Origin of the sequence: Rhizobium sp. PRIMUS64, from assembly GCF_023006465.1 — a bacterium.
Taxonomy (GTDB): Bacteria; Pseudomonadota; Alphaproteobacteria; order Rhizobiales; family Rhizobiaceae; genus Rhizobium; species Rhizobium leguminosarum.
The window spans coordinates 13688-27338 of the sequence record NZ_JALBGX010000049.1 but is presented as its reverse complement, the minus strand read 5'-3'; the positions used below and the strand labels follow the sequence as shown (position 1 = coordinate 27338).

General features: G+C 60.1%; 15 protein-coding genes and 1 tRNA gene. 10 read left to right on the top strand and 6 right to left on the bottom strand.

Annotated elements, in window-relative coordinates:
* Positions 1-16: 16 nt before the first annotated feature.
* Together MOV76_RS19825 and MOV76_RS19820 are read right to left on the bottom strand one after the other, a co-directional pair.
* Entirely contained in the window at positions 17-454 is a 438-nt protein-coding gene (locus tag MOV76_RS19825; protein WP_247265126.1) for a DUF1489 family protein, read from the bottom strand.
* A 61-nt stretch (positions 455-515) separates the two neighbouring features.
* Positions 516-1919, bottom strand: a complete 1404-nt coding sequence (locus MOV76_RS19820) for an L-serine ammonia-lyase (protein WP_026230502.1) — start codon at positions 1917-1919, stop codon at positions 516-518.
* A gap of 456 nt (positions 1920-2375) precedes the next feature.
* Here MOV76_RS19820 and MOV76_RS19815 point away from each other — a divergent pair, with 456 nt between their 5' ends.
* Positions 2376-2813, top strand: a complete 438-nt coding sequence (locus MOV76_RS19815; RefSeq protein ID WP_247265125.1) for a VOC family protein — start codon at positions 2376-2378, stop codon at positions 2811-2813.
* Between the two features lie 3 nt (positions 2814-2816).
* Here MOV76_RS19815 and MOV76_RS19810 read toward each other — a convergent pair whose 3' ends face one another.
* On the bottom strand, positions 2817-4013 hold the full coding sequence (locus tag MOV76_RS19810) for an acyltransferase (protein WP_247265124.1): 1197 nt from the start codon (positions 4011-4013) through the stop codon (positions 2817-2819).
* Positions 4014-4335: 322 nt separating this feature from the next.
* Here MOV76_RS19810 and rpiB point away from each other — a divergent pair, with 322 nt between their 5' ends.
* From rpiB to MOV76_RS19795, 3 genes are all read left to right on the top strand, one after another.
* Positions 4336-4785 (top strand): ribose 5-phosphate isomerase B, encoded by a 450-nt coding sequence (gene rpiB / locus MOV76_RS19805; RefSeq protein ID WP_210067467.1) that lies wholly within the window; start codon positions 4336-4338, stop codon positions 4783-4785.
* A 252-nt stretch (positions 4786-5037) separates the two neighbouring features.
* On the top strand, positions 5038-5802 hold the full coding sequence (locus tag MOV76_RS19800) for a DUF599 domain-containing protein (protein WP_026188402.1): 765 nt from the start codon (positions 5038-5040) through the stop codon (positions 5800-5802).
* Complete coding sequence (locus tag MOV76_RS19795) at positions 5802-6791, top strand: heparan-alpha-glucosaminide N-acetyltransferase (RefSeq protein WP_247265123.1); 990 nt, start codon at positions 5802-5804, stop codon at positions 6789-6791. The genes MOV76_RS19800 and MOV76_RS19795 overlap by 1 nt, the downstream gene beginning before the upstream one ends.
* 24 nt (positions 6792-6815) lie before the next feature.
* On the opposite strand, the gene MOV76_RS19790 is transcribed toward MOV76_RS19795, so the two are convergent.
* Both MOV76_RS19790 and mgtE read right to left on the bottom strand, forming a co-directional pair.
* A complete protein-coding gene (locus MOV76_RS19790; protein ID WP_018242133.1) occupies positions 6816-7208 on the bottom strand; it encodes a MerR family DNA-binding transcriptional regulator in 393 nt (130 codons plus the stop codon).
* 63 nt (positions 7209-7271) lie between these two features.
* Positions 7272-8687 carry a magnesium transporter gene (gene mgtE, locus MOV76_RS19785; RefSeq protein ID WP_018242134.1) on the bottom strand — a complete coding sequence of 472 codons (1416 nt, stop codon included), beginning with the start codon at positions 8685-8687 and terminating at the stop codon, positions 7272-7274.
* Positions 8688-8929: 242 nt separating this feature from the next.
* Between mgtE and MOV76_RS19780 the strand changes: the two genes are divergently transcribed.
* From MOV76_RS19780 to MOV76_RS19770, 3 genes are all read left to right on the top strand, one after another.
* Positions 8930-9424, top strand: a complete 495-nt coding sequence (locus MOV76_RS19780) for a peptide deformylase (RefSeq protein ID WP_028733754.1) — start codon at positions 8930-8932, stop codon at positions 9422-9424.
* Between the two features lie 83 nt (positions 9425-9507).
* On the top strand, positions 9508-10017 hold the full coding sequence (locus MOV76_RS19775) for a BON domain-containing protein (protein WP_018445248.1): 510 nt from the start codon (positions 9508-9510) through the stop codon (positions 10015-10017).
* 321 nt (positions 10018-10338) lie between these two features.
* Entirely contained in the window at positions 10339-10704 is a 366-nt protein-coding gene (locus MOV76_RS19770; RefSeq protein WP_018242137.1) for a hypothetical protein, read from the top strand.
* 82 nt (positions 10705-10786) lie between these two features.
* Here the strand turns inward: MOV76_RS19770 and lipB are convergent, their stop codons facing one another.
* On the bottom strand, positions 10787-11506 hold the full coding sequence (lipB, locus tag MOV76_RS19765) for a lipoyl(octanoyl) transferase LipB (protein ID WP_130652458.1): 720 nt from the start codon (positions 11504-11506) through the stop codon (positions 10787-10789).
* A gap of 182 nt (positions 11507-11688) precedes the next feature.
* Here lipB and MOV76_RS19760 point away from each other — a divergent pair.
* The 3 genes from MOV76_RS19760 to MOV76_RS19750 all read left to right on the top strand — a co-directional run bounded on the left by MOV76_RS19760 (position 11689) and on the right by MOV76_RS19750 (position 13623).
* Positions 11689-11773 (top strand) — tRNA-Leu (locus MOV76_RS19760).
* A gap of 97 nt (positions 11774-11870) precedes the next feature.
* The gene (locus MOV76_RS19755; protein WP_018242140.1) at positions 11871-12821 is read left to right on the top strand and encodes a DMT family transporter; all 951 of its coding nucleotides are present in this window, start codon (positions 11871-11873) and stop codon (positions 12819-12821) included.
* Between the two features lie 97 nt (positions 12822-12918).
* Positions 12919-13623 carry a hypothetical protein gene (locus MOV76_RS19750; RefSeq protein ID WP_028733758.1) on the top strand — a complete coding sequence of 235 codons (705 nt, stop codon included), beginning with the start codon at positions 12919-12921 and terminating at the stop codon, positions 13621-13623.
* Positions 13624-13651 lie beyond the last annotated feature (28 nt).

Below are 13651 nucleotides of genomic sequence, written 5' to 3'. Positions count from 1 at the left end.
CTCCGGTTTTCCGGGATTAGAGCAGACCAAGGTCCGTAAGTTCGCGTCGAAGATCAGCGGGCATTTCGGCAATGCCGGCGCCAAGGCTTGTCAGGTCGCGCGGCACGTCATCCTCAGTGTAATAACGCCAGCCCTGGAACGGACGCTTCGGCTGCACGACCGTCTCGATGACCTCCGGGCCGAGCATCAGGCGGCAGCGCGAAATCCCCTCGCCGTCGGTGAAGGTCTCGATGTCGAGCAGCTTCTGCCTCGCCTGCACCTGCCCCTTGATCACCCAGTAGAGCGAGCCGCCGTCAAGCAGCTCCACCATCCGTTTCGGCGCCATGCGCGTCGTATGCACCGAATGCGGCTCGAGTCCGGCGGCGATGGCGCGCAGTGAGCGTTCCGCCACCCATTCGCGCAGATCGTCTATCGAGTCGGCGCCGACACAGAGTTTGATGAGATGCAATGCCATGCTGCCGTTGAAATCCTTTTGGCAGCGAGCGTCAAGCTTCAAGCATCAAGCATCCACAAACTCAGCATTCGACGACGTTGACGGCGAGCCCCCCGGTCGAGGTTTCCTTATATTTCTCGCTCATGTCGTGCCCGGTCTGGCGCATTGTTTCGATGCAGGCGTCGAGCGGCACGAAATGTTGGCCGTCGCCCTTGATCGCGAGCGAGGCTGCCGTGACGGCCTTGACGGCGCCGAGCGCGTTGCGCTCGATGCAGGGTACCTGCACCAGGCCCGCGATCGGATCGCAGGTCATGCCGAGATGATGTTCGAGCGCGATTTCGGCGGCGTTCTCGATCTGCTCCGGCGTTCCGCCCATGACCGCGGCAAGGCCCGCGGCAGCCATTGCCGCTGCCGAGCCGACCTCGCCCTGACAGCCGACCTCGGCGCCGGAGATCGAGGCATTGTGCTTGATGATGCCGCCGATCGCAGCGGCCGTCAGCAGATAGTCGCGGATGCCGTTCTGGTCCCAGTCCTCATGGAAATGCTCGTAGTAGCGGATCGTCGCCGGGATGACGCCGGCCGCGCCGTTGGTCGGCGCCGTGACGACGCGCCCGCCGGCTGCATTCTCCTCGTTGACCGCCATCGCATAGACGCTCAGCCAGTCGTTGGCGAGCAGCGGGTTGATGCGGTTGCTGCGCCATTCCTCTTCCAGCTTGTCGTGAATCCTGCGGGCGCGCCGCTTGACGTTGAGGCCGCCCGGCATGATGCCCTCGACCTTGAGGCCGCGCTCGATGCAGGAGCGCATCGCCTCCCAGATGCGGTCGAGCCCCTGATCGAGCTCCTCCTGGCTGCGCTGGCTCTCCTCATTCGCCCGCTTCATCTGCGCGATCGACAGCCCGGAGCGCGCCGCCATCTCGAGCATCTGCTTGGCGGTGGAGAAGGGATAGGGTACGCGCGTCCCACCAGCCGCGTTTTTCTTCGCCCGCATCTGCTCGAGCTCGGTGTCAGTGACGACGAAGCCGCCGCCGACCGAATAATAGATGCGCTTGACGAGCAGCCGGCCGTCCCTGTCATAGGCGGAAAAGACCATGCCGTTGGCATGCCCCGGCAGCGGCTGTTTCTTGTCGAAGATCAGGTCGGTTTTCGGCTGGAACTGATAGCCGGGATGGCCCTCCGGCATGATGCGGCCGGTGCGCTCTACCGTGTCGACGATGCCGTCCATTTTGTCGGGATCGACGCTGTCGGGCGCCTCGCCCATCAGCCCGAGAATTACAGCCCTGCCCGTGCCGTGGCCGATACCGGTATGGGCGAGCGAGCCGTGCAGGCTGACCTTAATCGCTGTGACCTGTGCACCCGATGACGGGCGCGGCCATTCGTTCGACAGGATCAGCTCGAGAAACCGGTTGGCCGCCGACATCGGACCCATCGTGTGCGAGCTCGACGGCCCGACACCGATCTTGAAGACATCGAATACCGAGAGAAACATGGGTGCGCCTTCCGAATATGAGGATGCAAGCTTAAGCGAGGCCGGTTTCGAATCCGTGCGGCGCACCGACATCGCATGGAGCCGGTGCGACATTCGGACTGCAGACTAGAGAGCGCCGCGACTCCAATAGGACGCGCAAGCACTTTGAGCTTGCGCATAATCCTTTCCGAAAATCGAATCCGATTTTCGGAATCGCGATCTGGCCGTAAGCGCTGGGGTGATGAAGACTATGCGGCGGAAGAACTGGTTGCCTTATCTTGACAGTCTGCACCGGCTCCCAATGTCCTACAGACGTCGATGCAACAGGACTGACGGAGGCCGGCCTGGACAGCGCCGGCAAATTGAACTCCTTCATTGATGCGGGCTCCCCGGATGGGGGCCGGGCAAGGTTGAGCAACCTGTCCGTTCTTAGACGAGACGACACCTTGCAGATTGGGAGATTGGGAGATTGGACTTATGGCGCTCAAACGGATGGACAATATGGGAATCGTCGTCGAAGACCTCGGCGTGACGATTGATTTCTTTCGCGAACTCGGCCTCGAGCTCGAAGGGCGGGCCACGATCGAAGGAGAATGGGCCGGACGTGTCACCAGACTGGGCGATCAGCATGTCGAGATTGCCATGATGCGCACGCCGGATGGCCACAGCCGGCTCGAGCTCTCCCGCTTTCTCACGCCGCCTGTCGTCGAGGATCACCGCAATGCCCCGGTGAACGCTCTAGGCTACCTCCGCGTCATGTTCACCGTAGACGACATCAATGAGACGCTTGAAAGGCTCCGCAAGCGCGGCGCGCAGCTCGTAGGCGACATAGTGGATTATCAAGACACATATCGGCTCTGCTACATCCGCGGGCCCGAAGGGCTTCTCATCGGGCTCGCCCAAGAACTCAGCTGAGCGCTATGCGCGAAGCTTCCCGTTGCGATTATCCTGAATGACCGTGCCGTCGGCGGCATCGGGTTCGGGCGTCGTCGAGATTTGCCGTTGATCGGCCATGGTTGAAGTTTCGCCGCGCAGCAGGCGCTTTTCGATCTCTTGCAGGTTGAGGATCGCGCGGTCCATTTGATCAGCCGGAGTTTCGCGCGGAACCATCCGCAGGCGATTATCCTGCCATAGCTGGACCAGCCGCCGCCGACCGGGAACCTCGATCGTCTCGTGGATGAACCATGCCCCGATTGCCGCAACGAAAAGCGTCACCACGATGAGCGCCGGTTCTGGCATCAAGGCATCAAAAGTCAGACGCGTCAGGAACATTATGGGGACATGAAAAAGGTAAAGTGAAAAGCTGATCTTCCCTAGAAACCGTACTGGTGCAGCTGCCAGGACATGTGCAGCGATGGGCGGTTGTCGAGCGACGAGCCCGACAATGACGGCCGCGGCCACCGCACTTTGCAGGCTCCAGAATTCAGGGGAAAAGCCCGACAAGATATGCCTGTAAGTGAAGAACACCGCCAGAAGGAAAAGCGTTAAAATTCCTGTGATGGCAGATGGATTCCATTTATTCCAATGGGAATGCATCATCCCGGCAATTGCGCCGAAAAGAAAGTAAGGAAGCTTGGAGACGAGCATTATTCCCGGGCCTGGCAATTCAATCAGGCCATCCACGATCACGACCACTGTGAGGCCGACAATCACGCCGCTATAGCGGTGCGGTCGGGCCAGGCAAAGCCACAGGACAGGAAAGAGCAGATAGAATTGGATCTCGGGTGGTATCGACCAGAAAACACCACTCGAGCCGAGAAGAAAGACATGACGCACAAAATCCGTGATGCCAACGATAGGCTGAACAAAATCCAGATTTTGCATGATCGACAGCATCGCCACGAAAACGACGGCCGCCAGGTAAACCGGATAGATGCGAGCAAAGCGGCTCACAAGAAAATCCAAGACGTTTTCTCTCGTCACCGGCCGTGAACCATAGAGATGAGCCATCAGGAAGCCGCTGAGAGCAAAAAACAAACCGACAGCTTCGTCGCCCAGCGTCACGAGATGCGGCGCCGTGATTGGAAAGATAAAGCCAATATGGGCTTCAACGACCAGGAGCGCAGCGACACCGCGCAGGCCATCGAGACTGGGAATGTAATCCGGCCGGCTCATGGGTCACTTTTGAATCAGGTTTTCAGTCCTGAACAATTGGCTATCACGACTTTACAAGCGGTTAACGCGGTGCCCTGCCCGTGCACCTCTAGACTGGCGTTACGCTAAAGCATGTCGCGCAAAACTGTGCAGCGGTTTTCCGACAGCGACATGCCTAAAACAAAGGCCTCAAGCGCGAGGAGCGGATCTGAATGATCGCGACGCTCTAACTCTTTCAATCCTCGCATCGTGCTTTCCGATAATCGATTCCGATTTTCGAGCCGATGCGCTAGGGTGCGCCCTCAAGACGGCAAATTGCTTTGGAAAACGGAACCGCTTCTCCATGACAGCCACCAACCGCATCGCCCTCTCCAGCGACCACACCGCCATTCAGCTCCGGCAGGCCATTGCCGGTCATATCGCGGCGCAAGGCTGGATAGCGGTCGATATCGGACCGACGACGCCGGAGAGCACACACTATCCTAAGCACGGTGAAGCGGCGGCGCGGCTCGTCGCCTCCGGCGATTGCCGGTTTGGCATCATTCTATGCGGCACCGGCCAGGGCATCATGATGGCGGCGAACAAGGTAAAGGGCATCCGTTGCGGCGTCTGCGTCGACACATTCTCGGCCCGCATGATCCGCCAACACAACGATGCCAACATGCTATCGATTGGCGTCCGCGTGGTGGGCGAAGGGCTGGCGCTCGATATCGTGGATGCGTTCCTGACCGCCCAGTTCGAAGGCGGCCGGCATGCAACGCGGGTGGAGATGATTGAGGCGCTGGAGGGGTAGCGCCGTCCTTTTCTTCTTCTTCTTCTTCTTTGGGTCCCGCCCCGAATCTCCAAGCTGACGGATCACCGCATTGCTACATTTAGGTCCAGAAGATGCCGGTCGGCTATCCACCAAGCCTCGTCGTTTCCCGACGACTCGATTATGCCGAACTGCCGCATGGCCAAAAGCCCGCGTCAAGCCGCCCAACTCGGCCATGCGGCAAAATTCAACTTGCGGCATACTAGCCGCATTCATGCGGAGACTGGATCACTGATGACGACGGCGGACTATATCGCTCTGGCCTTCTTTGCCTGGGTCTGGATGGGCTATTCCTGGCTGCTGCGTGGCCGTACCTTCTTCGGGCGCACCAGCCTCACCCATGCGATGACCGAGCGGCGGCGGGAGTGGATCTATAATTCGCTGCGCCGCGACCTGAAGATGATCGACACGCAGATCATGGCCGGCCTGCAGAACGGCACCGCCTTCTTCGCTTCGACCTCGATCTTCGCGATCGGCAGCTGCTTTGCTTTGCTCGGCGCGACGGAGAAAGTCGACGCCGTCTTCGCCGACCTGCCCTTCGTCTTCCATGGCGGCCATGCCGTTTTTGAGATGAAGGTCGGCGGGCTGGCAGCGCTTTTCGGCTATGCCTTCTTCAAGTTCGGCTGGTCCTACCGGCTGTTCAACTATTGCACTATTCTCTTCGGCTCGATCCCGATGATGCGCGACAGCGAGCGCGACATCATCGCCGCCGAGCGGGCCGCCGAACGCGTCATCCGCATGAATGTCATTGCCGGCAGCAATTTCAACGAGGGCCTCAGGGCGATCTTCCTGTCGATTGGTTATCTCGGCTGGTTCATCAACCCTTATGTCTTCATGATGACGACGGCGATCGTCATCTTCGTGCTGGCGCGGCGGCAATTCTTCTCGGAGGCGCGGCTGGCGATCATGGATGCCGGCCCGCCATCAAATCTCCACCTTTCTGCTATTCGCCGCGATATGCCGTCGAGCGACGGACGTGATTTGCCCGAGGGACTTTGATGACATTGCCGGCAACGGAAACCGATGCGGCGGCAATGCCACCGCGCATCGGTCTATTGGATACGGCGCGCGGCGTCGCGCTGATCGCCATGGCGAGCTACCATTTCAGCTGGGATATGGAGTTCATGGGCTATCTCGCGCCGGGCACGGCCGAGACCGGCTGGCTGAAGATCTATGCCCGGGCGATCGCCACGACCTTTCTCTTCATCGTCGGCATCAGCCTGGTGCTGTCGAGCAAGCCCGAGATTCGCTGGCCCTCCTTCTGGAAGCGCTTCGGCATGATTGCCGCGGCAGCCGCGGTGATCTCGATCGCCACACGCATCGCGATGCCGAACGAGTGGATCTACTTCGGCATCCTGCATTGTATCGCGGTGCTCACGCTCATCGGCGTCGTTTTCTTGAGACTGCCGCTCGCCTTCACCCTCATCGCCACGCTCGCGCTCTTTGCCGCCTGGATCACCGACAATTTCGGCCCACCCGGCCTGCTGCGCTCATCCTTCTTCGATCCCCGATATCTCGCCTGGATCGGCCTTGCGGTGATGCCGGAACGGTCCAACGACTACGTGCCGCTATTTCCCTGGGCAACGCCCTTCTTCGCTGGATTGAGCATCGCCTCAATCGCCATCAGAACCAGGCTGCTGCACCGGCTTGCCGCCATTGGCACCGGGTCCTGGTGGCCGGCAAGGCTTGGCCGCCACAGCCTTGCCTTTTACCTCATCCACCAGCCGGTGTTGATCGGTATCGCCTATGGGCTTTCCCTCGTCGTCCCACCGCAGGCGCCGGATCCGGTTGCGACTTACCTAAGGCAATGCAACGCCTCTTGCGTCATGCAGCAAGGCGAAGCGCTCTGCCGCAGCTTCTGCCGGTGCACGCTGGAGAAATTGCAGGCGCAGGCCCTGTTCACGCCGCTTCAGGCGGGCGCGATCGATATACAGAACGACGAGCGGGTCCAGACCATTGCCGCCGAATGCAGCGCCGAGGCAGAATGAATTCGCCGACAATACGGCGCTTGATCAGGTGGTGACGCCGATTTCGGCGAGGCGGCCGAGGCAGGTCTCTTCGATAGCGTCGAGTTCCGCCAGCGTGTCGTCGATATCCTTGCGCTTCTGGCGCAGGTCGTCGCGCTTCTCGTCGACGCGCTTCATCAGGAGCTTCAGCTGGCCGAGTTCGCCCGGCGGCTCCTTGTAGACCTGGATGATCTCACGGATTTCGGCGATGGTGAAACCGATGCGCCGGCCGCGGAGGATTTCGGCGATGAGCCGCCGGTCGGCTTGCCGGAACAGACGGGTGCGCCCGCGCCGCTCCGGATGGATCAGTCCCTCGTCCTCGTAGAAGCGGAGCGTGCGCGTCGAGACCCCGAATTCGCGCGTCAGCTCCGTTATGCTATAAAACTTGTTCACCGGCATGTGTTCCCCGTCGTCGGACAGACGATAATATTGACTTTTACGTAATAGTCAATTTTTGGCGGTTCAGATGCCGAACCACCATGTGGCGATGCCGAGAAAGGCGAAGAAGCCGGTACAGTCCGTCACCGTTGTGACGAAGACGGAAGAGGCGATCGCCGGGTCGGCCCCCATCTTGTCGAGCAGCAGCGGCAGCAGGATGCCGGCAAGGGCTGCCGCTATCAGATTGATAATCATCGCCGCCGCAATCACCCCGCCGAGCTGGTAGTCGTGGAACCAGGTACCGGCGATCGCGCCCATGATCGTCGCAAAGACGATGCCGTTCAAGATGCCGACGCCCGCCTCCCTGCGGATGATGCGGCCGGCATTGTAGATGTCGAGATCGCGGGTGGCGAGCGCGCGTACCGTCACCGTCATCGTCTGCGTGCCGGCATTGCCGCCCATCGAGGCGACGATCGGCATCAGCACCGCAAGCGCGATCATCTTCTCGATCGAGGCGTCGAACAGGCCGATGACGCTTGCCGACAGCATCGCCGTGCCGAGATTGATCAAAAGCCACAGGAAGCGCGAACGCACCGTCGACAGCACATTGTCCGACAGCTCTTCGTCGCCGACGCCGCCGAGGCGCTTGATGTCTTCGTCTGCCTCCTCGTGGATGACGTCGACGACATCGTCGATGGTCAGCACACCGACCAGCCGGCCGTTTTCGTCGACGACGGCAGCCGAGAGAAGGTCGTACTGTTCGAAGAGCTGGGCGGCCTCCTCCTGGTCCATCTCGGCTGGGACCGGATGGTTGGTCTCACGCATGATCTGCTCGATCTTCGTCTGCCGCTTGGTGCGCAGGATCTGGTCGAGATCGACGGCGCCGAGCAGCTTGAAGGTCGGATCGATGACGAAGATCTGCGAGAAGGAATAGGGCAGATCCTCCTCGTCGCGCATGTAGTCGATCGTCTGGCCGACTGTCCAGAACGGCGGCACGGCGACGAATTCCGTCTGCATGCGGCGCCCGGCCGAGCTTTCGGGATAGTCGAGCGCCCGGCGCAGCCGCACCCGTTCAGTAAACGGCAGCTGGGCAAGGATTTCCTCCCGGTCCTCCTTGTCGAGGTCCTCGAGAATGTAGACGGCATCGTCCGAATCGAGCTCGCCGATCGCGGCGGCGATCTGCGCGTTCGGCATCTGGTCGACGATTTCGCGGCGGATCGCCTCATCGACCTCGGTCAGCGCCGTCATGTCGAAATCGTCGCCGAGCAGGCGCACCAGCGCCAGGCGCTGATCCGGCTGGATCGATTCCAACAGGTCGCCTATTTCCGATTCATGCAGGCGAGCAACGTTCTGACGCAGGAACAGCGTGTCGCGGTCGGCGATCGCAGCACCGACGAGCGCCAGGAAATCGCTGCGGACATTGCCGTCCTCGTCGTAGATATCAGCGTCCTCGTCATCAGGACGCCTGCGGATGCGGTCTTCCTCATCGGTCGTCGTCATCTGCCGCCCTCGCATCTGGTTCGAATTTCAACGACTGCCGCACCGCATTCGCAAATGTCGGCTGAAAACACATTATCAACAAGCGGATAAGCGAATCCCGCGCGAGGCTCCCGCAGCCGGAATTCTTGGCCCCTGCTAGCCCAAAGCACCCGTGTCGTAAAGCGGCAAACCGCGCTTCGTGATGACAATGCTCGTGGCCGGCGATAGTTTCCTCACCCGTCCAAGCAGAGGAAGCCTGCCCCATGCCCATCCGTCCAATTTTGTGCTATCCACATCCGGGCCTGAAGACTGTCTGCGCACCGGTGACGGCCTTTGATTCCTCGCTCGCCGCGCTTGCCGACGACCTGCTGGTGACGATGCGCGCTGCCCCCGGCGTCGGTATCACCGCCGCCCATATCGGTGTCTTCAACCGTGTCACGGTGCTGGAACTCGACAAGGCCGACGGCGTGCGCCTCTACGTCAATCCTCATATCACCTGGTTTTCGAAGGAGACGATGAGCCATACCGAAGGCAGCGTCTCCATGCCCGGTGCGACCGACGAGGTCACGCGCCCGCGGGCGATCCGATTCCGCTATCAGGATGCCGAGGGCGCCGTGCACGAGGACGGTGCCGAAGATTTCCTTGCCATCTGCATTCAGCACGAAGTCGACCAGCTCGACGGCATTTTCTGGCTACAGCGCCTCTCACGGCTGAAACGCGACCGTCTCGTGAAAAAATGGGAGAAGGCCCAGGGCTGACAATCACGGCCGACAAATCGCCGTCTATGCCGAACCATTCGCCGTTGCCGGCGTTTCCAGCAAAGAAACAAGGAGCGACTGCAATGGCAAGAATCGGTGACAAGCCCCCGATTTCCCGGGAAAAGCCTGAGCTTTCCCGGGAGGAAGATTATCGCGACCTCGAAGAGCGCAATCTCGACGATGGCTGGCCCTATGCCGACGGTAGCGGCGCCGACCCCGCCAACCGCCCTTATGGCGAGACCGCAGCCAATTTCGACAGCGATCCCAACAAGGGCTTCCGGGTCGATGGCACGGATGAGGACGGCAACGAGAATCGCCTGAAGGATTCGCTGCGCGCCGATACGATCGACCGCGATGAAAGCGACGATCTCGAAGCGCGGGTGAACGACAATCTCGAAAACATTCCTGAGGTCGACATCGACAGCATCGAGGTTCATGCAGATGGTCACGTCGTCACCCTGGAAGGGTCGGTGGAGACGATCGGCATCGCTCGCAAGGTCGAACTCGGCGCGCTTTCGGTCGATGGCGTCCGTCACGTCCGCAACAAACTGCAGCTGACCGGTGTCGATGCGCATATCCCGAACGACGACTGAGTTCACGCCCAAGGCGCAGATCACCAACCGAAGGCGGGCTGCCGCCTGCCGTTGGTGATCTTTCCCAATATTACCAAAAGTTAACAATTTAAGATTGCAGCACCAGCTGTCTTATTCGTGACACCAATCGCCTATTTTTGTTAGGCGGCTTCTGTCACGCGAAGGTCAATTTCGTTGACAACACTGTGATTTCATTTGGACAAAAGGTCGCGGGTGCGTCGCCATATTATCACAAAATTGCCTGAATTGGGGCGCGAACTCGTGTGTGCCGAGGGTTAGTTTATGTTGTGGAATTCAACAGCAGATTGAGGAGATAAACCCATGCGCATCAAATTTGCCCTTGCCGCGTCCCTGTTCGCCGTCAGCCTTGCAGGCGCTGCCTTCGCCCAGCCGACCTATTCCGACGACTACACCAACGACAGCGACGGCTTCGCGCCGAGCCCCACCTCGAAGCCGGCCCCAGTGCACTACAGCAGCCGCAAGGCTCCGTCCTATTCCAGCGACTACACCAATGACAGCGACGGCTTCGCACCGAGCGCCATGGCAGCCCCTGCCGTCGACAAGACCGCAACGGCCAGCATCACGCCGCTGCCCCCATGCCATAGCATGATCGGCCCGAAGGGCTCCCATACCAAGGGTGCCGACAGCGGCGCTTCCCGCACTGAAGCATGCCGCGCAACCCATTGATCCGATAAAAGAAAGGGCCGGAAACCGGCCCTTCTCTTTTTCAATCCATCTCTAGACGCTCGGCGAGCCGTTCCCCAAAGGGTCAGGTTTCTCCCATCGTTTCCCCGAAAACCGCTTCGAAGGCCGTGCGCAGCCGGATATCGACATCAGCCATCATCACAGGCAGGCCAAGATCGACGAGGCTGGTCACGCCATAGGCTGATATCCCGCAGGGCACGATGCCGCCGAAATGATCAAGATCCGGATCGACGTTGAGCGACAGTCCGTGGAAGGTCACCCATTTCCGCAGCCTTATGCCGAGAGCGGCGATCTTGTCCTCGGCCATCGTCCCATCGGCCAGCAACGGCTTTTCCGGCCGGCGCACCCAGACGCCGACGCGATCTTCACGTCGCTCACCGCGGACATTCATCATGTCGAGCGTGCGGATGACGACATCTTCAAGGGCAGCGACAAAGGCGCGCACGTCCTGGCGCCGCCTTTTCAGGTCGAGCATGACATAGGCGACGCGCTGGCCGGGTCCATGATAGGTATATTCACCGCCACGCCCTGTCGCAAAGACCGGAAACCGGTTCGGCTGGACGAGGTCCCTCGCATTGGCGCTGGTGCCGGCAGTATAGAGCGGCGGATGTTCGACGAGCCAGACGAGTTCATCGCCGCCATCTGATATCACCGCCACCTCGCGCTCCATCGTCTCCACCGCCTCCTCATAGGGAACGAGGCCATCGGCGATGCGCCAGCGTACCGGCCGGGTTCCGAGTCGGGGAAGCATAGAGAATTCGAGATCGGTGCGAAGCATGGTCATTCCTTGCCGCTCTCCCCGAAATGCCTGCGAAAAGGGGGCGGCAGGACAGCTATATGGACCTGTTTCGGGGCCAATTCAAATGCTGTGAGCGGTTTTCAAAAAAACTGTCATATCGCCCTTGTGCACCCCAGATGCTTTTGCTACATGCTGCCCCGCCGACGCAAATCGGCACCTACCACGATGCGGTCGTGGCGGAATTGGTAGACGCGCAGCGTTGAGGTCGCTGTGGGGCAACCCGTGGAAGTTCGAGTCTTCTCGACCGCACCATTTCCCTTCAGGGAAACGCTCTCTAAGCGATGATTTCGATTTCACCTCGAAGCTATTTGCGGTTGCTTGGCTTGATTGCCTGGCTTTCCCGTGATTGATGGCGTCATCCTCGCAAGAATCAGCAGCCATGTCAGAGCCCCATCAAAATTCCCTGCAGGGCATGGCCATCATGTCCGGCGCCATGCTCATCCTGCCGACCATGGATGCGATCGCCAAATACATGGCGACCTTCGAGGCGATGTCGCCGGGCCAGGTGACCTTCTACCGATTCTTCTTTCAGATCGCCTGTACCCTGCCGATTCTTTTCGCCCTCTTCGGGCTTAAGGCGCTTTCGGCCAAACGGCCATGGATGAATCTGCTGCGCGGCGTGCTGCATGGCGCTGCGAGCCTGCTTTTCTTCGTCGCCGTCAAATACATGCCGCTCGCCGATGTCTTCGCCATCTATTTCGTCGAGCCCTTCATGCTGACCGCGATGTCGGCACTGTTTCTCGGCGACAAGGTCGGCTGGCGGCGCTGGATGGCGATCATCGTCGGCTTCGGCGGCGCAATGATCGTCATTCAGCCAAGCTACGAGATCTTCGGGCTGAAGGCGCTGCTCCCGGTCGCCTGCGCCTTTCTGTTCTCGCTCTATCTCTTCCTCAACCGCGCCATTGGCGAGGCCGATTCGCCGCTGACCATGCAGACGATGGCCGGCATCGGCGGAACGATCTTCATGGCGGCTGCGCTTTTCGTCGGAAACAGTTTCGGCAATGCCGATTTTGCCGTCTCTCTGCCCTCCTCCGGTCTCGGCCTTATCCTGCTTCTCGCCCTCGGCTCGATCTCGGGATATGCGCATATGCTCGTGGTCCGGGCTTTCCGCCTCGCTCCGCTGTCGCTGCTTGCGCCGTTCCAGTACTTCGAGATTATCTCGGCGACCGTTCTCGGCTATGCGTTGTTCAACGATTTCCCGAGCTTTTCCAAATGGATCGGCATCTTCATCATCGTTGCATCAGGCCTTTTCATCATCTGGCGCGAGCGGCTGCAGGCGCAAACGTTAAAATCTTCCTGACCTCGGGAATATCAGATTAACTCCTCTTCTTGAGGGATCGTCAATTCGCAGGCGCTAAAACTGTCTCCGGTTTCATGATGAAGCCTGGAGTTAAAACATGAGCGAATTTCGTCTCGCTTTTCCGGCCTGTGTCGTGGCCGGCAAGCATCGGCTGACGGCCGAAGATATAGTACTGCTGCGCAAACATAGTTTTCCGGAGGGTATCCGGACATCCGACGACGTCGTGGCGATGTTGGCGCTCAACAATTCCTGCCCTGAAAAATGTGCCGACTGGAACGCTTTCTTCGTGGAGCAGCTCGCCGGTTTCATCGTCCATTACACCTATCCGCAGGGCTCGCTGGATGAAATCAACGTCGCCTGGATCATGCGCATGTTCACGACCAATGGTGTCGTCAACTCGGCGCTCGAGCTCGAGCTCATTCTCCACGTTATGGAGATTTCGACCGATGTCCCAGTTGAGTTGAGAGCGCTTGCCCTCGATCAGCTTCGTCTGGCGATCACCGACAATATCGGTGGCTACAAGCTGTCGCGCGCCATCGATCGCCGGGGCATCACCCGCCAGGACGTCGACTACGCAATGCGCATCTTCAGAAGCGTCGCCGAAGGCGGCATCATCCCCGTCTCGTCGGTCGAATACGGCGTTCTCCAGCAGATCGAGCAGGCAACGCTGTCCGGCGCCAATCATCCGCACTGGGCGGGGATCATGGCTGCCGTCGAGCTGCGCGATTATGCCGAGCCGCGTCGCAGCCGCTGGCTGCGCATCGTCGACGAGGAACCTGTCTCCGAAGCTGCCGTCGCCTGACGCTCCGCAAGCCTGATTGTGCGTTCCG

Excerpts from the sequence above, each read along its gene's own strand:
- MOV76_RS19775 (WP_018445248.1), top strand. The coding sequence starts at position 9,508 with ATGGCAAGAATCGGTGACAAGCCCCCGATTTCCCGGGAAAAGCCTGAG.
- MOV76_RS19750 (WP_028733758.1), top strand. The coding sequence starts at position 12,919 with ATGAGCGAATTTCGTCTCGCTTTTCCGGCCTGTGTCGTGGCCGGCAAG.
- MOV76_RS19815 (WP_247265125.1), top strand. The coding sequence starts at position 2,376 with ATGGCGCTCAAACGGATGGACAATATGGGAATCGTCGTCGAAGACCTC.
- MOV76_RS19795 (WP_247265123.1), top strand. The coding sequence starts at position 5,802 with ATGACATTGCCGGCAACGGAAACCGATGCGGCGGCAATGCCACCGCGC.
- MOV76_RS19790 (WP_018242133.1), bottom strand. The coding sequence starts at position 7,208 with ATGCCGGTGAACAAGTTTTATAGCATAACGGAGCTGACGCGCGAATTC.
- MOV76_RS19810 (WP_247265124.1), bottom strand. The coding sequence starts at position 4,013 with ATGAGCCGGCCGGATTACATTCCCAGTCTCGATGGCCTGCGCGGTGTC.
- rpiB (WP_210067467.1), top strand. The coding sequence starts at position 4,336 with ATGACAGCCACCAACCGCATCGCCCTCTCCAGCGACCACACCGCCATT.
- MOV76_RS19825 (WP_247265126.1), bottom strand. The coding sequence starts at position 454 with ATGGCATTGCATCTCATCAAACTCTGTGTCGGCGCCGACTCGATAGAC.
- mgtE (WP_018242134.1), bottom strand. The coding sequence starts at position 8,687 with ATGACGACGACCGATGAGGAAGACCGCATCCGCAGGCGTCCTGATGAC.
- MOV76_RS19780 (WP_028733754.1), top strand. The coding sequence starts at position 8,930 with ATGCCCATCCGTCCAATTTTGTGCTATCCACATCCGGGCCTGAAGACT.
- lipB (WP_130652458.1), bottom strand. The coding sequence starts at position 11,506 with ATGACCATGCTTCGCACCGATCTCGAATTCTCTATGCTTCCCCGACTC.
- MOV76_RS19755 (WP_018242140.1), top strand. The coding sequence starts at position 11,871 with ATGGCGTCATCCTCGCAAGAATCAGCAGCCATGTCAGAGCCCCATCAA.
- MOV76_RS19800 (WP_026188402.1), top strand. The coding sequence starts at position 5,038 with ATGACGACGGCGGACTATATCGCTCTGGCCTTCTTTGCCTGGGTCTGG.
- MOV76_RS19770 (WP_018242137.1), top strand. The coding sequence starts at position 10,339 with ATGCGCATCAAATTTGCCCTTGCCGCGTCCCTGTTCGCCGTCAGCCTT.
- MOV76_RS19820 (WP_026230502.1), bottom strand. The coding sequence starts at position 1,919 with ATGTTTCTCTCGGTATTCGATGTCTTCAAGATCGGTGTCGGGCCGTCG.